This is a genomic window from Priestia sp. YIM B13490 (genome assembly GCF_042787735.1).
GTDB classification, from domain to species: Bacteria; Bacillota; Bacilli; order Bacillales; family Bacillaceae_H; genus Priestia; species Priestia megaterium.
Map to the genome: position 1 here is coordinate 798,055 of NZ_JBHZOT010000002.1, position 19,691 is coordinate 817,745.

Consider the following 19,691-nt stretch of genomic DNA (forward strand, 5'->3'; position numbering starts at 1 on the left):
CTCTACACCTCTCTCCACTCTAATGTAAAAAAGCATTGTCCGAGTGACAATGCTTCTATTGCTTATCGCTTTGGTAACTTTGAACCACAGCCGCAACCACCTTGTTTTGGAGAAGGGTACTGGACTGGCTTAGGAATAGACTGCCCTTTCTTTACCGATTGTTTTGTCATTGGTTGTGGATGATAAGGCAGGGGCTGAGGGTATTGATTAGGATTATAATTATAATAATAATACATCATGTTTCCCTCCTTTTCACAGCATCCTATCTATAACATTATATTCAGGACTAAAGAAAGACGTTCTATCTTATTTGTCCATTTTGCGCTGCAGGGACAAAAATAAATCCGTGCTGTTTTTTGGTTTCCTTACTCTTGGCCTTTCTCCTCCCCTTTGCTCTGCCACTTCACGCAGCCGATTTTGCAGTTCTTGAACGGTGCCTTGAGCTTGATGATTGTACTGTACAATGGACTGTTCGGTTTTTGATTTTTGTTCATTAACGCATGCTTTCAGCCAATCTATTTTTTCCTCTAGTTTTCTTTTTTCGTCTTCATGCTTTTGCTGTAATTCCACTAACTCTTCCTTAATATCTTCATATTCAAATTCTTGGTGCTTGAATTTTTGATATTCTTCTTTATAAAAAGCCAACTCCGACTTCAATGAAGCAATATATTTTTTCGTTTTTTCCTCACTCATGCCCTTCACTCCTCCATTATAAATAACCCACAGCTTCTAAAAAATCAGTTAAAGATGAATAACACTTTTTATTAACATGAATATGCTGTAATTGAGTTTATTATTTCCTTCATTTTTTATGCTCGCTCCAACTAGAATTTATTCCGATAAATTCCGCTTTTACTAAGGAACATAAAAGCAGGTCATTCATACACTATAGTAGTCCGATACCTAGTAATAAAAAGCGTAAAGGAAGGACAATTACAATTAGGAGGTTTAAAAATGGCAGAACTTTTTGAATCATTATGTATCCGCGTGCCTAAAGTGTACGACTGGGTTAGACGTCAAGTTGTTTTACCACAAATCTTTACGAATGATACTTCATTATTTAAAGAAGAAGCACTTAAAGATTTGGGCCATGACGTAGAAGTGGAAATTGTTTTAACAGATAGTGAAGGTCACCCTGTAGATCCTTCAGATGAAGACGCACTTGATAACGTGATTGAGCTTGTGCCACACGGTGGTCGCAGACCTAAAAAAATTGTGTTACCAGATGGAGAAGTTGTTGTTCTTCATGAAGTAAAATTATCAATTAGCGGCTTTTACCGAGTTAAGTTAATTGAATTGAGTGGACATCACAAACACGATGAGGTTGAATCTAGCGTTATTCCTTGGAAAATACATCAGACATTCTATTTATGCGCTCCGGAAGGAACAGAGCCTGTTGTACACCTTGAATCTTTTGAAGGAACTGATGGTTCTCTCAGATTATCAGATTGTCACTTACAGCAACTAAGTTTTGATCTTGTATTGTGCCTAAGTGTCCAAATTGAAAAAGATGTAAAAGTTGAAGTAGAGGGAAGCTTCTGCTACCCTCGCCCTGAAATCATTTCCACAAGCAGCTGCTCACCTATTGAATATCCACCTCAATGTGATGCTATTTTTCCTGGAAAGCCACATCACGATGATTATGATGGAGACGACGTAGAGTCAGACTTCGACCTTCACGACTTTGATTAACGAGATAAAAAGCCAGAGGAGAATATTTCTCCTCTTTTTTCATCGTTTACAAGCTTTGTGCATACATATAAATAAAACTGCTGTGGGCAGCTCAGGTTTACAAACTTAATTCATAGCTCAGCAGGAAAGGAGACTACTAGATGAGTCGTAACTCCCCTTCCCCTAAAGATGATTTAACACAATTAAAACAAAAGCTCATTCACTATAAATCGGAAATTCGGCACGTACAAAACCAATTAAAAAGCTATGAACGAGCTTTAGAACGAGAAAAAGAAAATACATCGTTTTGGAAGAAAAAACACGCTGAGACGCTTTCTACATCTGAAAAAGAAGTAGAAATTGAAGGATTAGAAAAAGAGCTGGATTTACTAAGAAACGAGCTTTCTGAACAAAAAATTATTGCAGAAGCATTTCGGGAAAAAGCCTCGAGAAAACAGCCCGTTATTGAAGAAAAGATCGTGGAAAAAGTAATCGAAAAAATTGTGGAGAAACCTGTGGAAAGGTTCGAAAAGAGTGATATCCTCTGTTTCTTTCAACATTCTATACTGCTGCCAGAACAAGATGAAAGCGAGCTGACGATATTCGGCAACGTAATTATTCAAAATCAAACGAGCAGTACTTTACGCTCTCCGGTGCTTTGCTTAAAAATGAAACCCACTGCTTCGGCTATATTAAGCGGGAAGATCATTGATGAAAAAGACATTGAAGTTTCCAGTATCCCCTCTTCTTCTTTAGAATGGCGCTATGCTCATCCAAAATGGAACGAAAAAATTCAAAATGACGGTGAATATTGGATCAAACCTATTAAGCAAACCGTATTAAGGCCAAAAGACAAATTACTATTTGACTCTTTTCAAGTAGTCATTCCCCTGTCCTCTGATACGACTTCATTTATTCTAGAAGGCTTTTTTTATAGCGAAGAGTGGCAAGAAGGCATCCCTTTTTTTAATAAAGTAGTGCTAAATTTCCCTTAATTATTAAAAGACATATTGATGTTCAATATGTCTTTTAACTCGTCCATTTATTTCATAAATGATTCTATAATTCCTGCACATCCTGCAATAGCTAAGATTGTAATGATAGGAATAGCAATATGCGGGAACGCTACATAACTAAAATAAATCCCTACCGCACACCATATGCCCGTACACCAATAACAGCTGAGCAGCTCTCCAATCCACTTTTGCAGTCCCTTCCCTTTTATCTCTAGATAAGTTACCGTGTTTCCTTGTTCATCTTGATCTTCTACAATTTTATGAAACGGTTTACGAATAAACGCTGTGATTTTATCAAAAACAATTAGACGAGTAAGTCGAAATGTTGCAAAGACAAATAATGTTAGATAAATCCATGTCATTTTCATTCCTCCGTGCATTCACAAACTTATGAAAATAAAAGCTAACGTGCTTCTTCACTGTTAGCTTTTAGAGTTACTTAAATTTTAATGATAGATATGGTCTGAATATCATGAAATGTCAATACTGTTTTCTCTTTATTAGGAGGAACGCTCACGTATAAACTTCCTTCTTTTAATTCTAAAATTGTTCCTATATATTTTTGGTTTTGACACGTAATTTCACAAATTGGCTGAGACATATGAGGCGGGAAACTGCATAGAAAATCAACTTTTTCTTTAATCGTCATAGACTGAAACATTTTATTTGGCTTTTTAGTCTCTGATTGCGGTATATCCACGGGAACAATTGAACGCTCTTCCTCTTTTTCTTGCTTAATCGCTTCCACTTTTTCTACGTCAGGCTCTTTGACTTCTTGAATGGAAGAAAAGCTGGGCTCTTCTTTTAACACGTGCTCTTTATCTATTCCTTTATTGTCTTGCTGTTTTGAACTAAAATAATATTGCATAGAACGCTGATTTTGCGTAGCGTTTGGCTGGACAATGTACATTAGCGGCTCGTTTTCTTCTGACTTAGATTTTGAGTTAGTCATGAAGCATACCTCCAATTGCTTGTTATCGTTCTTTTAAAAATGTATGCTTGAACACGGAAAAACTTGTTTATTTTTTTGCGGTAGCCTTTTTAACACCAAAAGCAGCGCTGTCCTTTTATTTCCAGCATTTGAGAAAACACAATAAAAGAGGTTGAGACATAACGAAATTAATTCAATCTAAAGACGCACAAATGGGACACATGAGCTGAACCGCTTGTTACACCGCAGTTGATTTCCGTGCAAGACTTCGCTTTCCGCGGGCGGCCGATGAAACTTATTTTCAAAACAACAAAAAAAACGAACCACTAATCAAACATTTTGATCAGTGGTTCGTTTTTCACTTCAGCTAAAATAATTTTGTCCCAGCCTCTTTCTCTCATTCAATAACATAGAAAACTAAACCTACCTAGATACCTTTATCTAATTTTATACTCAAGAAGCATACGCAATTCATTCACATACGAACGAGACCCCGTTACAATCAAACGATCATCAAATTCAAGCTCTGTATCGCCATGAGGTACAATGGAATCTTTGCCTCTAAAGATTCGAACAAAAATCACATCTCCTGTAAATGGGAACTTACGAAGCTCTACCCCCTCGTATTTAGGGTTACGCATATTAATTTGATAAAGTGCTGTTTCTTGATTCGTTAAGATATTTAAAATATTTGGCGATTCGATTAAAGCTTTTAGCAATGCAGTCGTAGATAACAGCACAGAAAAAACTTCAATGTTATTTTCTTTCATCTTTTCATCTAATACAGGACTTTCTACGCGGGCAATAACCCGTTCTGCACCATATTTTTTTGCAAATAGAGCAATGTCGCTATTTCTTTCTTCTTCCCCTGTTGTTACAACTAATACATCCGCATCTAAAATCCCCATACGCATTAAAGTTTCCTTATTATATCCATCGATGTCGACGATATTAAAAATGGAATCCGACGTACGGTTTTCAATTTTGTCCTGAGTAGGATGATAAATCGTAACATCATATAAATCAAGGTCCATTTCTCGAATAACCGGGAGTGTAAATTGATTTGCACCGAGCATATTAACCTTCAGCTTTCTGTCACTGATTTCTGGCTTTGGAAACAGTTTTCTAAAGATAATAGGTGTAATAATACAGGTAATAATCGCCACCAAAATCAGCGCACCGGACATTTGCGAATCAATAACACCAATATTTTCACCCACCGTTGCTGCCGCAATAACGAGTGATAAAGTCGATGTTAAAAGAAAACCCGATGCCAAAACGGTTTTCATATCATACCATTTTCTTAAGATTAACGCTGGGACTAGCTTGGATATCAACAATGCAATAAATAATAAAGGCATTAATATCAGCACTTTTTTATCACTGAACAATGACCAAACATCAAGCTTCACTCCTACCATCACAAAAAAGATAGGAATTAAAAATCCATAGCCAAACGAATCTAATTTATGAACTAAGTTTTTGTTAGGAGCTAGAAGAGAAACGAGTGATCCCGCTAAAAACGCGCCTAAAATGTTTTCAACACCAATCGACTCCGAAAGGCCCACCAGAATGATAATGAGTGCAAATACGGCGCGCGTGTCGATTTGAATTGTACCTTTAGACATTGTTTCAAGAAACGATCGGTTTTTAAACTGCTTCCCTATGAAGTATAAAATCACTCCTACTCCAAATAAAATTAAAATCAACCATGTATTGCTATCTCCTGATTTATCATAGACGGAAGCAAATACGGCTAGTAAAATCATCGTGACTAAGTCCGCAATAACCGCAATCAATAAAATGGTTTGTCCAATCGGCTTTTTCATAATCTGTGCATCCTTTAATGTCGGCACTACTACTCCTAGTGAAATGGTAGAAATAATAAGCGTCATCAAAAAGGCATTATCAATAAAACCTGTCCATACAAAAACATAGGACAAAAATAGTGAAACCGCAAAGATAGCTGCAAACACTAGTATAGAAATGGAAAAAGCATTTGGCACCTTCGCTCCTGATGCCTTTTTGTCTTTTGAATTTCCTCCAGCAAAAGCAGAAAAATCAATTTCTAAACCACTTAAAAACATCAAAAAGATAAAGCCTAGAGTGGAAAGTGTTTCAAGCCACATATCCTGCTCCACAAGGTCAAAACCACTTTTCCCTATAATTAATCCCATAATAATTTCAGCTACGACTACAGGTATAATGTTGAGTTTAAACCGATGTAACAGTATAGGCGTTAAAAAGGCCAAACTAATGACGATAACAAGTGATGTAAAGGACGCGTGCTGTTCCATTAGATTCCCCTCCTTTTACCTTCGCTATTTATAAAACGAAGACGTTAGTATTCAAAATTAAAGGTTAATCATAAAAGCTTGAAGGTTCTCTGTCAACTATATGAACTGATAATGAAAATCCGACATGATTACTCATGCCGAATTCTAAAGTCCCTTCATTATTTTAAATAACTCATAAATGTTGTCGCTAGACCGAAGTAAATTAAAATACTGATAAGATCATTGATCGTTGTAATAAATGGTCCTGATGCGACTGCAGGGTCAATTTTGAACCTGTGCATGAGAAGCGGGATAAACGCTCCTGCAAGTGTAGCCACAATCAATGTTGAAAATACAGACACGCCTACCAAAGCGCCTAAAATAAGATCTCCTTGCCAAATATAAACAATTAATACAACTAAAAGTCCGCATGATGCGCCCGTAATCATTCCGGTAGCTGCTTCTCGCATTAACAGCTTAAATTTGCTTTCTTCTTCGATTTCTCCCGTCGCTAGTCCGCGAACCGCAACGGCTAGTGCCTGTGTTCCTGTATTACCAGCCATACCGCCGATCAAAGGTATAAATACAGCTAAAATAGCTACTTGATTCAAAGTATCTTCAAAACGTCCAATTAAACTCGCTGTCATCATTCCTAAAAACAGCAAAATGATAAGCCAAGGCAGCCTCTTTTTGGCCGCTACTAAAGGATTGTGGTCAATCGTATCATCTACATCACTAATACCGGCTAATTTAGAATAGTCATCCGATGCCTCTTCATCAAGAACATCCATCACATCATCAACCGTAATAATCCCGAGAAGATGCTGCTGAAAATCAACAACTGGAAGCGCAAGAAAGTTGTAATCGCGCATAATACGCGCAACTTCTTCTTGGTCTTCTGCTACTGATACGGATACGACTCGTTCATTCATAACTTCGCTTATCATCGTATCTTCATCTGCTATAATTAAATCACGAAGAGAAATAACACCTGCTAGATGCTTTTGTTCATCAATAACAAATACATAATAAATTGTTTCCGCTTCTGGAGCTTCCCTGCGTAGAATGTGCATGGCTGAATGTACGGTTTGATTTTCACGAATGGCCACAAATTCAGTCGTCATAATACTTCCAGCGGTATATTCCTCGTAATGAAGCAGCTCTTTAATTTCATCGGCTGCTTCTTCATCCATAATCGTTAAATAGCTCGCCACTTGTTCTTTATCCAATTCATTTAAGACGTCAACGGCATCATCCGCCGACATTTTCGACAGCATGTCTGCTGCAAAATTGGGATGCATCTCTGAGAGAATTTCTTGATAATCTTCTTCTCGTATCTCTACATTTTCAAAGATATCCGCCATTTCTTCCGGAGATAACATCTCGTACAGCGCAAATCTAGAAGGCTCATCTAATTCTTCAAAAAATTGAGCTTGGTCATACGTATGCATATGTAAAAATTCTTCACGAAATGCATCGATTTCATTTTTTTCTAAAAGTGATAATAAATGTTCGGCGAACCATGCCTTTTCTTCTTTTTCAATTGAATCTGTCATGTCTTCAACCTCCCTGTCGCACAAAACTCATTTAACTTTATGATGAATTTTGTTTTTTTTCAACTCACAGCTCTTTACTCTTTTCCCAATAATATATAAGTTCTACACATAGTTTGCTCCATATAAGGGTAATTTTATATCGTCAAAGGAAAAACCTTTTAAGGATGTGGATAAAAGATGAAAGTAGATATAATAGGCGATATCCATGGTTGCTATGATGAATTAAAAGCGTTAACAGAAAAACTTGGGTATGAATGGCAAGACGGGATTCCTGTCCACTCTGACGGACGGCGCCTTGGATTTGTAGGTGATTTAACAGACCGAGGACCTCATTCACTAAAAGTGATTGAGCTCGTATGGTCACTTGTAATAAAGCATCAGCAAGCTTACTACTGTCCAGGCAATCACTGCAATAAGCTATATCGCTTCTTTTGCGGTAACAAAGTGCAAATTACTCATGGATTAGAAACGACCGTTGCCGAGTACGAAGCTTTACCTTCAAGAGAACAGAAATTCATTAAAAAAAAGTTCATTGAGCTTTATGAACAATCACCTCTATATGTGCAGCTTGATCAAAACCAATTAATTATTGCTCACGCCGGTCTTAAAGCTGAATACATCGGCAGAACGGATAAAAAAGTAAAAACCTTTGTGCTATATGGAGACATTACGGGTGAAAAACATCTAAACGGCATGCCTGTCCGACGGGATTGGGCCAAACATTATAACGGAAAACCGTTTATCGTTTATGGGCATACACCCGTAGTAAAAGCCAGAAAAATTCATAATACCATTAATATTGATACAGGCGCAGTTTTTGGAGGGGCTTTAACGGCGTTTCAGTATCCTGAAAGGAATATTATATCGGTGCCTTCATCTATGCCTTACGTAGAGGAAAAATTTAATCACTTCGTGTAAAAAGAAAGTCGCTTTTCATTAAAAAAAGCGACTTTCTTTTACGATTTGAAGTTTCTGCATATCTGGCGGCAAAGGTGCTGTAAAAGACAAAGTTTTTTGTAAAAAAGGATGAAAAAAAGTGAGCTCATAGCTGTGAAGAGCTTGACGAGAAATAAGATGATTCGTTCCTCCATATAAGGTATCTCCAAGCAGTGGATATCCTTTATAAGCCATATGAACACGAATTTGGTGAGTTCTCCCCGTCTCAAGCGAAAGAGCAACTTCTGTAAAAGAAGAATACTGACGAAGCGCCGTATAGTGTGTAATAGCAAACTGCCCATCTTCTCTTACTTCCCGTTCGATGATACTTGACTCTTTTCGGCCAATCGGTGCCTCTATCGTTTCTTTGCCAACAAGCTTCCCATGAACAAAAGCTCGGTACACACGTTTAATTTCATGTTCTTTTTGTGCTTTAGAGAATAAGTAATGAACGTGCCTATGCTTAGCGACAATAAGCAGCCCAGATGTGTCTCGGTCCAACCTATTTACAAGATGAACAGTCGAGTTAATGTTATTTTTCTCATAATAATAAAGCACAGCATTACTTAGTGACCACGTTAGATGTTCTCGAGAAGGTATACTTGGCATGTTTGGCTGCTTATTCAACACTAATATATACTCATCTTCGTATACAATATCCAAAGGTATTGCTTTAGGAAGCAGACTTTCACTTGCTTTTTCTGGTGGAAACGCCACCTTAATTTCGTCACCTTTTTGCAGAATATATCGAACCGTTGCATGCTTTCCATTTACTTCAATTGCTCCTCCTCTGAACTTAATGTCCGTCAGAGAAGCTTTCGAAATATCATGTTCTTTTAAAAATTCACGAACCGCTACACCCTCGAAAGAATGATCTACGGTCCAACTCAACGTAAAAACTTGTTTCATTCTCTTCCCTGCCTTTAATCATCACATACAAAAGAGTCTCTGACACGCTGCCAGAAAGGAAACGCACGAAAGCGAGCAAATCGAATTTTTTCGCTTGCTACCCGAAATTGAATCGACTTTACATCTTTATGTAAAAGAGTTAAATGATCAATGGTAATTTGAAAGTCTGCGTCGTTGACAGGCTTTAACAGCGCTGTATGATGTCCAGGAAGAACCAATGGAGAACCTATCGTACGGAACACTCGATTGTTAATAGAAGCCATTTCAGCAATTTGAATAGCTTGAAGCGAAGGATGTAAAATCGCGCCTCCAAGGGATTTGTTGTAAGCTGTACTTCCCGAGGGAGTGGATACGCAAAGGCCGTCTCCTCGGAAGGTTTCAAATCGCTGCCCTTTAATTTCCACGTCCATTACTAAAGAACCTTCTACACTTTTTACCGTACATTCATTCAGAGCTAAGTATCGAGCTTCGCGTCCACCGTTGGTGTAGCGAATAATCACTTCGAGCAGTGGATACTCTACAGTCTGATAGGGTGTCTTTGCAATAGCAATCACCAGCTTCTCAATCTCATCAGGTGTCCAATCTGCGTAAAAGCCTAAATGGCCGGTATGAACCCCAATAAAAGCCGTCTTGTCAAGTCGGTTTCGATAGCGGTGAAACGCGTAGAGAAGCGTTCCATCCCCTCCTACTGACACTACAATATCAGGCTGGTTTTCATCATATTCTAAATGAAAATCTAATAAATACGTTTTCATTTTTTGCATAAGCGTATTTGATATTTGGTTGCCTTTTGATGTAATAGCAAATTTTATTTTCTCCACCTAATTCTCTCCCCCTATCCATCCAATGTACAAAGCTGTTGCTGAGTCATACCTAAGATTCTTCCGCCGATTCTTTTTTTCGTGAGAAAATAGCCTGAGCTTCTTGAATCTCACCTCGTATTTGAGACATTTCTTCATCGAGCTGAGTAGCCGCTTCAGAAGCACGCTGAAGTCGCTTTTTGATATTCTCAGGAAATTTCCCGCTGTACTTATAATTTAAAGAATGCTCAATTGTAGCCCAAAAATTCATAGCCAGTGTACGAATTTGAATTTCCACTAAAATTTTCTTTTCACCTTTAATTGTTTGAACAGGATAACATACGACCACATGATATGAACGATAGCCGCTTTCTTTTTTATGAAGAATATAATCTCTTTCTTCAATCAATTCAAAGTCTGTGCGCTGACGCAGGAGCTCTACGACCGCTTTAATATCGTCCGTAAATTGACACATCATACGGAGTCCCGCAATGTCCTGCATCTCTTCCTCTAAGCGATCGAGAGAAATTCCTTTTCGAGTCGCTTTATCCAAAATACTGGCGACAGGCTTTACTCGTCCCGTCACGAACTCAATAGGTGAATGCGTAGACTTCATATCATACTGTGAACGAATTCCTTTTAACTTCACCTTAAGTTCTTCAACGGCTTGTTTATACGGTGCTAAAAATAAATCCCAATGCCTGATCATTAATAACACCCCCCTCTTTTCTCTCTGTTACTTATTTTCTTTATCTAAAAAAACTTCCTCTACTCTTGCTACCATCTCGTCTCCATAATTCACATTTCCTTCGATGTTACTGATGAGATAAGATAGCTCTTCTTTAACGGCTGATAGCTCAATTACTTCCTTATTAATTTCTAAAAATACTTTCATATCTTTATGTAAGACGTGCTTTAAATTCGCCCAAATATTGTCACTAAGGCCAACATACATAAATTGATCATTAATATCTACAACATATACAAATGACATGTTATCTGAGTCAACAAGCATTTGTTTTGTATCTTCCAATTGTTCAATTTTTGTCTCAATAGGGTCTGCTTTTAAGTGTAATTCATTTGATTTCATCACACAGGTAGTGATGTCAATTCGATTGTGCATAAATAAACTCCTTCCAACTATACAATTCGTTACTATTTTAACACATTCCAGGAACGTTTAATAAAGGTAAAACCTAAACAATCCGTATTTCTTCATTTTCCAAGTTCCCCATATGGATATTCCTGTTAGGAAATGTAGTTTGACTGTCTCAAAAAGTGTGATAAATTAAGATGGAAAGTGCCTTACCAAAAGACCTAAATTAAAAGGATGATTTCATTGAAACAAGAAATTGAAATTGAATTTAAAAATATAGTAACGAAAGAAGAGTTTGATCGTCTCCGCTCACACTTTCAACTAACTGAAGATCAGTTTGTTTCTCAAGAAAACCACTATTTTGATACACCTGCTTTCTCATTAAAAGACTGCGGGGCTGCCCTGCGAATTCGAAACAAAAAAGATAAGTCCGTTCTCACGCTCAAACAGCCTCATCAAGAGGGTCTTTTAGAAACACATGAAGCATTAACAAATGAACAAGCTAAAGAATTGCGAGATGGCAGCGCCAAGATTCCGTCAACAATTCAACAGCTTATTACTGATTTACAAGTCGATAGCCATGCGCTAACTTATTTTGGCACTTTGCGTACAAGTCGAGCAGAAATTCCATATAAAAACGGGTTACTTGTACTCGATCATAGCTTTTATCTAGGTGCTGAAGATTATGAACTTGAATACGAAGTAACCGAGGCCAATGAAGGAGCAAAACATTTTGAGCAATTGCTTACGGAGCTTGATATTAAAAAGAAACCAACGGAAAACAAAATTCGACGGTTTTACAAGCGAAAGTATACGTTAATGGATGGAGAATAAATTTATGAGCATGAATATTAACAAGTACATGTCTTCCGTTCAATTTCCTGGAACGCAGCCATTTTCAGTTAACAACCAGCTGCCAACAGCTAACGTGATGCTTGGTACAACTTTACTCTCTGTATTTGCTCAGCTTTTTCAAGACTATGTCAATCAAGAGCCTCAAATGAGTACCAATCTTTACTTGAAAGCAGCGCAGTTGTTTCCATCTACGGCGGTTCAAATGCAGTCCGAGCCATCTGTTTTTTCTTCAGGTGAGGCAGCGGCTTCAAATGCTGCCTTACCGGCACAAAAAAACGAAGCGGCAAAGGCCAGTTCTCAGGATGTACAAACGATCATTACAGAAGCAGCTGCACGCTACCAGCTGGATCCTAAACTTATTCGTTCTGTTATTAAACAAGAATCAAACTTTAATCCATCTGCCAAAAGTTCTGTAGGAGCGGCTGGGCTTATGCAGCTAATGCCAGCAACCGCTAAAGCTCTTGGTGTAGAAGATCCGTACGACTCCAAGCAAAATGTATTTGGAGGAGCCAAATATCTTCGACAAATGTTAGATAAATACAATGGAAACGTGAAATTAGCGTTGGCGGCCTATAATGCTGGACCAGGTAATGTTGATAAATACGGCGGAGTACCTCCTTTTCAAGAAACGCAAAAATATGTAAATAAAATTATGTCTTCTTATCTTGTGTAAAAGAGCCAAATCATTCGCCACTTGAACATGGAATGGCTGTAGTTTGCCGAGGTTACACTATATAAATAGAAGGAAACGTTTGTGAAAGTATTCCTTTGTTTCTCATAATTAGTGATTCGCCACAGCATCATAGACTTTTCTTATGTAAAATTCCACTTTATCTCTTTTCCAGTAGAAGAAGTAAGCGGATAGTTTGAGTTAACGAAATGACACTGCTAAAATTAAGGAAAGTAAAAAACACCAAAGAGTTAAGACGTATATTTCTTATAACAAAGGAGTTATCAACATGAGAGAAAAAATCCACTCCCCTTACGAATTATTAGGCGGTGAACATACGATTTCAAAACTTGTTGATGCTTTTTATACACGCGTTGGAAAACATCCTGAGCTCGCGCCAATTTTTCCTGATGATTTAACAGAAACAGCACGAAAGCAAAAGCAATTTCTGACACAATATTTAGGAGGGCCTTCGTTATACACTGAAGAGCATGGTCACCCTATGCTGCGAGCTAGGCATCTTCCTTTTGAAATTACACCGTCAAGAGCCAAAGCCTGGCTGACGTGTATGCATGAAGCAATGGACGAAATTAATTTAGAAGGCCCTGAGAGAGATGCACTTTATCATCGTCTTATTTTAACTGCCCAACACATGATTAATTCACCGGAACAGACAGATGAGAAAGGATTTTCACATTGAGTAACCTAAATAGCCAATACCCATCCTTGCATCAGCTTTGTCAAGGTTCAAATAAAAAACCGCTTGAAATCTATGTATTTGTTGACCCTCTTTGCCCGGAATGCTGGGCACTCGAGCCTATTCTAAAGAAGTTACAAATAGAATATGGTCAGCTGTTATCCCTCAAGCATGTGCTTGGCGGAAACTTACAGCAATTAAATATTGGAGCACAGCAGAAATTTGAACATATTGCAAAATCGTGGGAGAAAACTGGAAGCCGATCAGGTATGTCATGTGACGGCAATCTGTGGCTTGAAAACCCAATCGATACTCCTTACGCTGCATCAATTGCGATTAAAGCGGCCGGTCTGCAAGGAAAGAAACAGGGCATTCGCTTTTTGAGAAGACTTCAAGAAGTAGTATTTTTAGAAAAACAAAATGTTACAGAAGAATCTGTCTTAATACAATGTGCAAAACATGTGGGGCTAGATGTTGATGAATTTGTAAAAGATTTGCATTCAGATTATGCTGCGAAGGCCTTTCAATGTGATTTAAAAATCACATCGGAAATGGATGTCGATGAGATTCCAACTCTTGTGTTCTTCAACGAAAAAGTTGAAGAAGAAGGCATTAAGATATCAGGATACTATTCGTACGAAACATATGTACACATCATTAAAGAGATGTTAGAAATTGACCCAGATCCAGCTTGTCTTCCGCCTCTTCGTTCATTTTTAAGCTATTTTCAATTTGTTGCTTCAAAAGAAGTTGCAGTTGTGTATGGTTTATCATTAGAAGAGGCTGAAAAGGAATTGAAAAAACTTCAGCTTCAGCAAGTGGTTGAGAGAGTTCCTGTCAAATACGGCACCTTTTGGAGAAGTACTGAAAAGAGCTGTTAATCATTAAATGTTGATGCTTATCCTAAGCATTAACTAAACAAAAAAGACTTGGCTTTCGCCAAGTCTTTTCGTTTGTCTTAAGACAACAAGGGGATGGGAGAAATTTTTCACGGTCAAACAAAGGGGTATATGTTTGTTTTGTGATAAACTTCACGATTAATACTATAGCAAATTATGTCGACTTTTGGCAACCCCTTTTTTTAATTTTATTCACTTTTTTATAAAAAAACTTCATAAACAGCCAGATTCACTCATATAGTACAACCAATTATGCTTTTAATAGAGGTGTTAACTATGAAAATTGCTGGAATTACTCTAGGGGTTGTTATTCTTTTGGTTTCTTTTTTATTCTATATTTTATCTCTTATGCAGCTTGTCCCTCTCATTATCGCAGGCCCTCTCTTATTTTTAGCTATCCTTATTATTTTTACATTGCTTAACAATCACAACAAATTTCGAGGATTTAAAAAATGAAGCAGGATACAGCTCCTGCTTCATTTTAATTTTATTGATTTAATAAACGTTCCATTTCCGTTAATTTCTCTTCAAATACAGCTAGCGCTTCTTCAATAGGCTGAGATGTTGTCATGTCAACTCCTGCTTTTTTCAACACTTCAATTGGATAATCAGAGCTTCCTGACTTTAAGAAACCTACATAGCGCTCAACAGCTGCATCTCCTTCTTCAAGGATTTGCTTGCTTAATGCCGCTGCTGCACTGAATCCTGTAGCATATTGATAAACGTAGTAATTGTAGTAGAAATGCGGAATACGAGCCCATTCTAATCCAATCTCTTCGTCAATCACTAAGTTGTCTCCAAAATACTTTTTATTTAAGTCATAATATAATTTTGTTAATAATTCAGGTGTAAGCGGCTCTCCGTTTTGAGCGCGCACGTGCACATCGTGCTCAAATTCAGCAAACATCGTTTGACGGAATACCGTACCGCGGAATCCTTCCAGATAATGATTAAGTAAGTACAAGCGCTGCTTTTCATCATCAATCGTTTTTAGTAAATAATCGTTTAGAAGCGCTTCATTACACGTTGAAGCTACTTCTGCCACAAAGATTGAATAATCTCCGTAAGGATATGGCTGCGTTTTTCTTGTGTAATAACTGTGTACAGAATGGCCAAATTCATGGGCTAGTGTAAACAAGTTATTTACATTATCCTGCCAGTTCATTAAGATATAAGGATTGGTGCCATACGTTCCTGAAGAATAAGCACCGCTTCGCTTGCCTTTGTTCTCATGAACGTCTACCCAACGGTTTTCAAATCCTTCTTTTAACACGTTAAGGTAGTCTTCACCTAGCGGTTTCAGGCCTTTTAAAATATAATCTTTTGCTTCTTCATAGGTTACTTCCATTTTTACGTCTTTTACTAAAGGCGTATAGAGATCATACATATGAAGCTCTTCAATTCCCAATACTTTCTTACGTAAATCAATATATCGATGCAATAAATGCAAATTATCGTTCACTGTTTTAACTAAGTTATCGTATACTTCTTCTGGAATGTTATTTGTGCTAAGAGCTGAGTGACGAGCTGAATTATAGTGACGAACGCGGGCACTAAAATTATCTTTCTTCACCGTACCGCTTAACGTACTTGCAAACGTATTTTTAAATTTACCGTACGTTTCGTACACCGCTTTAAACGCTTCTTCTCTTACGCGGCGATCGCTGCTTTCTAGGAAACGAATATAGCGCCCGTGCGTAATTTCTACTTCTTCTCCATTTTCATCTTTAATGGAAGGGAATTCTAAATCTGCGTTGTTTAGCATTCCAAACGTGTTGCTTGAAGATCCTAGCACTTCAGAAGCCTGAGCAAGAAGCGCTTCTTCGCTTTCTGATAAAATGTGCGGACGCTCGCGAGTAATTTCATCTAATGCATGAGCATATAACTTTAGCTCTTTATGTTCCGCCATGTATTGTTTAATTTTTGATTCTTCAATAGACAAAATTTCTGGTGTTACATACGATAGTGCACTTGCAATTTGGGTATAAAGTGTTTTGATACGATCATTTAACCCTTGATAAAAAGAGTTAGTGGTATCTTGATCGTAGCGCATATGAGCATATGTATAAAGTTTACTAACGCGCATTGTGAGCTCGTCTTGCTCTTGAAGAGCGTCGTATAAAGTTTGAGCGGACTCTCCAAGTTTCCCTTTGAATTTTTCCATTTGGGGAATAAGAGCTTTTACTTCTTCAAATTCTTTTTCCCATGCGTCATCTGAAGCAAAAATATCCTCTAGTTTCCACGTATCTTCTACTTTTATCTCGCTTCTACTTGGTAACTTTTTTACTTTTGATTGTTCACTCATGGTCATCCCTCCATCTTTTTCTACCTGTCTATAACTGTTCGCTTTTTCTAAGGCGAATCCTTTTTATTTCTTTCGTTATTGTATGTTGTTTTAAAAGAATTAATCAAAAGTCAGTACGCTTTTGAAAAAAGGATTCTTTCTTAAGCGTACTGATTTTCAGTGATTATGTCACTTCTTTTGCTTGATTTAACCACCTTTTCATCATTTGTCCATCTTCTAAAAAAGCATCAGATGTTTGCTTTGGAATCGTGTAGGGCCTTCTGATTTTGTATAACCCAGAAGTTATATACGTTAGCATCCCTAGCCGGCATAATACCTCTATATACTCAAACAGGGGCTGTTCCACAGCAACAGGGGCCATTGGCAAAGACCGAAATACAATATGCCTCTTATGAATTCTGTTGAGCCATAGCCGGCCTAACTCTTTTTCTGTAACTAAATCCCCTACTTGCTTGTGCTGCATTAAATCGAGAAGCAGCCACGTTTGCCATACAGTAGCAGACGTTTCAACCATGTATAAAGAAGGCAGCGGCATGCCTGCTTCTGCTGGAATATGGGAGGGAGGAATATTTTTTTCATAAAGAGCGTGTAAAAAAGGCTGAAGCTTCTGATTAGGATAAAGGATATAATGCGTTCTCCATGCCTTCTTTTTCTTTATCCACGAAGAGAAAAATTGAGGTTGTGTATGTGTAGAAAAAAGATCATGAAAGGTATGCTCGTAAGGAGAGAGCACGACAAGCTGTGCATAACAAATCTGAGATGAAAAAGGAATAAGATGTTCAAGTTTCAACAGTTGATTAGTAGAAGGTGAAAAATAAAGAAGTGTGGGCGTATAATCGGAAAGAGTAAGAAACTGCCACTCTTGAAAAGAAAGTTGATACATATAAGTGGATAAGCGCTTCATTCTTTTTGCCCCCATAATCCAAAGGGGCATATAATTTCCTTTCTCATAATGAATAGAACGTTTGGTTAGCGCTGAGGAAGATAAGGAAGCACATTGAAATTCGATTGCATATTTTTGCGAGGGCGTATCTACAAGAAGATCTGGACGCTGCATAATGTCAGGAAGATAACTTTCTAACTCGACTTCAAGATGAGAACTAAACCAGTGAAACAGCTTTCGTTTTCCGTCGAGATGATAATCTGTTTCACCTTCATGCTGAGCGACGCACGTTTTTTTCAGGTGCGCAAAATGAGGGATTTTTTTTGTACCTACCTTTAACTGTACAGGGGATTGACAAGAGGGACAGTAGAACTGCTTTTCTTTTTTCCACAGCTTAAGCTGTTCAAGCGAAAAGCGCTGAGCTAGTGAAATGAGGCCTTCTTCTGTTTGGGCAACTAACAATCGTACATTTCTCCTTCCTATAATAGCGAGCTATATTCTTGTATTCGACACCTTTCTACTAAACCCTTTTCTTTCAGAAAAAAACCACATTGCACCGTACGCAATGTGGTTTACAGCGATTATAATAGCGGTGAAAGCAAACGAGCTGTTGACTCAAATAGCCGCTGTATAAATGGCCGCTTTTCAAAGTCTTTAAAGTGAAGCTCACTCGTTTCTTCTAAATCTTGCATATATTCATATACGAGCTTTTGAGTACTAGCTGTGCGATATAAAAAAGCATTTACTTCAAAATTCAAATGAAAGCTTCTCATATCCATGTTAGCTGTTCCAATAGAGGCAATTTCTCTATCAACAATCACAATCTTGCTGTGCATAAATCCTTTTTTATACTCGTAAATTTTCACACCTGCTTCTAGCAGCTCCGGAAAATAAGAGCGTGATGCATGAAAAACAATTTTTTTATCGGGCTTCTGAGGTACAAGAAGCCTTACATCTATACCGCTTAGAGCAGCTACTTTGAGGGAAGTAAAAATATCTTCATCAGGTATGAAGTAGGGAGAAGCAATCCAAATGGACTCTTTCGCAGACGTAATCATCGAAAAAAATAAGTGTTTGATAATTTCCCACTCACGGTCTGGTCCGCCGGCAATCATTTGAACACCGCCGCACTTTTCCATATCAATGTCAATTAAATCCGGTGATAGATACGTTTGAGTAAGCATCGTCTGACCCGTCATATAATACCAGTCCTGCAAAAAAATAAGCTGCAATGAACGAACTGCCTCACCCTTCACCATCAAATGGGTATCTCTCCAAAAGCCAAAATGCCGACTTTTCCCGAGATATTCATCACCAATGTTCAAACCTCCTACAAATCCAATTGTTCCATCAATGACTACAATTTTACGATGATTACGGAAGTTGATTTTATTATTGAGAAATGGCAGTCTGACCGGCAAGAATGGAATCATTTCTACGCCCGCGTTTCTTAACTCGTGAATATAATGCGGTGAAAGCTGAAAACTGCCCACGGCATCGTACAAGAAACGTACATAAACTCCTTCTTGTACCTTCTGAATTAAAATATCTTTAATTTGTTCTCCTAAGTGATCATGTCGTACGATGTAATACTCTAAGTGGATATGATGCCTTGCATGCTTTAATGATTCCATAATTTCGTGAAACGTCTCTTTTCCATTCGTCAATGCGCGCGTATCTGATGAAAAAGAAATTGGACTCTTGCCAAGCCTGACGGCTAGCTTCAGCATTTGCTTTCTACTGGTACCCAACTGTTCAAAGTGATTTTCTAATATACCGGAATCTCTTTCCATCTTTAAAAGCACCTGTTCATCCAGCTTTGCTTTTTTAGCAAATAAACGCCGTTTTCGCGTATTGCGTCCAAATAATAAATAAAAAAAGAACCCTATTACCGGGAAACCGCCTAATACTACGAGCCACGTTAGCGTTTGAGTTGGATGACGGTTTTCTAATGAAATAACAAGACCGATGAAAACAACACTAATCGTAATTAAGATACTTAGCACGCCAATAAATTTACCGTCCCAATATCCTTTTGTAAAATAAAGCAAAGCAATAATACCAATAACAAAAATTAAAAGCTGTAATCTATTTTTCAACTTGTTTTCACCTATCCTAAAACCAATCTTTCATCATTAATAACAGGTCTCTATACCGTTATTATCCTCAAACTTGTTATTTTAACACTACA

General features: G+C 37.7%; 20 protein-coding genes. 7 read left to right on the forward strand and 13 right to left on the reverse strand.

Features of this window, described 5'->3' with window-relative positions; all coding sequences use genetic code 11:
- Positions 1–62: 62 nt before the first annotated feature.
- Positions 63–239: a hypothetical protein gene (locus ACFX4R_RS09375; protein ID WP_377569418.1), complete on the reverse strand. Its 177-nt coding sequence runs from the start codon at positions 237–239 to the stop codon at positions 63–65.
- A gap of 67 nt (positions 240–306) precedes the next feature.
- Positions 307–693, reverse strand: coding sequence for a hypothetical protein (locus ACFX4R_RS09380; RefSeq protein ID WP_323618420.1), 387 nt, complete (start codon positions 691–693; stop codon positions 307–309).
- Between the two features lie 261 nt (positions 694–954).
- On the opposite strand from ACFX4R_RS09380, the gene ACFX4R_RS09385 reads away from it, so the two are divergent.
- Positions 955–1,692 carry a BMQ_0737 family morphogenetic spore coat protein gene (locus ACFX4R_RS09385; RefSeq protein WP_377569420.1) on the forward strand — a complete coding sequence of 246 codons (738 nt, stop codon included), beginning with the start codon at positions 955–957 and terminating at the stop codon, positions 1,690–1,692.
- Between the two features lie 140 nt (positions 1,693–1,832).
- Positions 1,833–2,666, forward strand: a complete 834-nt coding sequence (locus ACFX4R_RS09390; protein ID WP_043980444.1) for an OmpH family outer membrane protein — start codon at positions 1,833–1,835, stop codon at positions 2,664–2,666.
- 47 nt (positions 2,667–2,713) lie between these two features.
- Here ACFX4R_RS09390 and ACFX4R_RS09395 read toward each other — a convergent pair whose 3' ends face one another.
- The 4 genes from ACFX4R_RS09395 to mgtE form a co-directional block, all read right to left on the reverse strand.
- Positions 2,714–3,049: a DUF1360 domain-containing protein gene (locus ACFX4R_RS09395; RefSeq protein WP_035334808.1), complete on the reverse strand. Its 336-nt coding sequence runs from the start codon at positions 3,047–3,049 to the stop codon at positions 2,714–2,716.
- 77 nt (positions 3,050–3,126) lie between these two features.
- Positions 3,127–3,639, reverse strand: coding sequence for a CotO family spore coat protein (locus ACFX4R_RS09400; RefSeq protein WP_043980452.1), 513 nt, complete (start codon positions 3,637–3,639; stop codon positions 3,127–3,129).
- Between the two features lie 416 nt (positions 3,640–4,055).
- A complete protein-coding gene (locus tag ACFX4R_RS09405) occupies positions 4,056–5,915 on the reverse strand; it encodes a monovalent cation:proton antiporter family protein (protein ID WP_323618416.1) in 1,860 nt (619 codons plus the stop codon).
- A gap of 158 nt (positions 5,916–6,073) precedes the next feature.
- Positions 6,074–7,450: a magnesium transporter gene (gene mgtE, locus ACFX4R_RS09410; protein ID WP_043980456.1), complete on the reverse strand. Its 1,377-nt coding sequence runs from the start codon at positions 7,448–7,450 to the stop codon at positions 6,074–6,076.
- Between the two features lie 177 nt (positions 7,451–7,627).
- Between mgtE and prpE the strand changes: the two genes are divergently transcribed.
- Complete coding sequence (prpE, locus tag ACFX4R_RS09415; protein WP_043980458.1) at positions 7,628–8,368, forward strand: bis(5'-nucleosyl)-tetraphosphatase PrpE; 741 nt, start codon at positions 7,628–7,630, stop codon at positions 8,366–8,368.
- Between the two features lie 18 nt (positions 8,369–8,386).
- Here prpE and ACFX4R_RS09420 read toward each other — a convergent pair whose 3' ends face one another.
- The 4 genes from ACFX4R_RS09420 to ACFX4R_RS09435 form a co-directional block, all read right to left on the reverse strand.
- Positions 8,387–9,295, reverse strand: coding sequence for an RluA family pseudouridine synthase (locus ACFX4R_RS09420; RefSeq protein WP_013081773.1), 909 nt, complete (start codon positions 9,293–9,295; stop codon positions 8,387–8,389).
- A gap of 14 nt (positions 9,296–9,309) precedes the next feature.
- Positions 9,310–10,107 (reverse strand): NAD kinase, encoded by a 798-nt coding sequence (locus tag ACFX4R_RS09425; RefSeq protein ID WP_025749877.1) that lies wholly within the window; start codon positions 10,105–10,107, stop codon positions 9,310–9,312.
- A gap of 61 nt (positions 10,108–10,168) precedes the next feature.
- Positions 10,169–10,804 carry a GTP diphosphokinase gene (gene yjbM, locus ACFX4R_RS09430; protein WP_028407486.1) on the reverse strand — a complete coding sequence of 212 codons (636 nt, stop codon included), beginning with the start codon at positions 10,802–10,804 and terminating at the stop codon, positions 10,169–10,171.
- Positions 10,805–10,831: 27 nt separating this feature from the next.
- Positions 10,832–11,218: a UPF0738 family protein gene (locus tag ACFX4R_RS09435; protein ID WP_028407485.1), complete on the reverse strand. Its 387-nt coding sequence runs from the start codon at positions 11,216–11,218 to the stop codon at positions 10,832–10,834.
- Between the two features lie 216 nt (positions 11,219–11,434).
- On the opposite strand from ACFX4R_RS09435, the gene ACFX4R_RS09440 reads away from it, so the two are divergent.
- The 4 genes from ACFX4R_RS09440 to ACFX4R_RS09455 all read left to right on the forward strand — a co-directional run bounded on the left by ACFX4R_RS09440 (position 11,435) and on the right by ACFX4R_RS09455 (position 14,294).
- Positions 11,435–12,025 (forward strand): CYTH domain-containing protein, encoded by a 591-nt coding sequence (locus ACFX4R_RS09440; RefSeq protein WP_377569422.1) that lies wholly within the window; start codon positions 11,435–11,437, stop codon positions 12,023–12,025.
- Between the two features lie 4 nt (positions 12,026–12,029).
- Positions 12,030–12,719, forward strand: a complete 690-nt coding sequence (locus ACFX4R_RS09445) for a lytic transglycosylase domain-containing protein (protein WP_028407483.1) — start codon at positions 12,030–12,032, stop codon at positions 12,717–12,719.
- A 286-nt stretch (positions 12,720–13,005) separates the two neighbouring features.
- Positions 13,006–13,416 carry a globin domain-containing protein gene (locus ACFX4R_RS09450; protein ID WP_043980467.1) on the forward strand — a complete coding sequence of 137 codons (411 nt, stop codon included), beginning with the start codon at positions 13,006–13,008 and terminating at the stop codon, positions 13,414–13,416.
- Between the two features lie 26 nt (positions 13,417–13,442).
- Complete coding sequence (locus ACFX4R_RS09455) at positions 13,443–14,294, forward strand: ClpXP adapter SpxH family protein (protein WP_013081767.1); 852 nt, start codon at positions 13,443–13,445, stop codon at positions 14,292–14,294.
- Between the two features lie 505 nt (positions 14,295–14,799).
- Here the strand turns inward: ACFX4R_RS09455 and pepF are convergent.
- The 3 genes from pepF to cls all read right to left on the reverse strand — a co-directional run bounded on the left by pepF (position 14,800) and on the right by cls (position 19,599).
- Positions 14,800–16,617 carry an oligoendopeptidase F gene (gene pepF / locus ACFX4R_RS09460; RefSeq protein WP_028407481.1) on the reverse strand — a complete coding sequence of 606 codons (1,818 nt, stop codon included), beginning with the start codon at positions 16,615–16,617 and terminating at the stop codon, positions 14,800–14,802.
- Positions 16,618–16,780: 163 nt separating this feature from the next.
- The gene (locus ACFX4R_RS09465; protein WP_043980469.1) at positions 16,781–17,962 is read right to left on the reverse strand and encodes a competence protein CoiA; all 1,182 of its coding nucleotides are present in this window, start codon (positions 17,960–17,962) and stop codon (positions 16,781–16,783) included.
- Positions 17,963–18,081: 119 nt separating this feature from the next.
- Positions 18,082–19,599 carry a cardiolipin synthase gene (cls, locus tag ACFX4R_RS09470; RefSeq protein ID WP_013081764.1) on the reverse strand — a complete coding sequence of 506 codons (1,518 nt, stop codon included), beginning with the start codon at positions 19,597–19,599 and terminating at the stop codon, positions 18,082–18,084.
- Positions 19,600–19,691 lie beyond the last annotated feature (92 nt).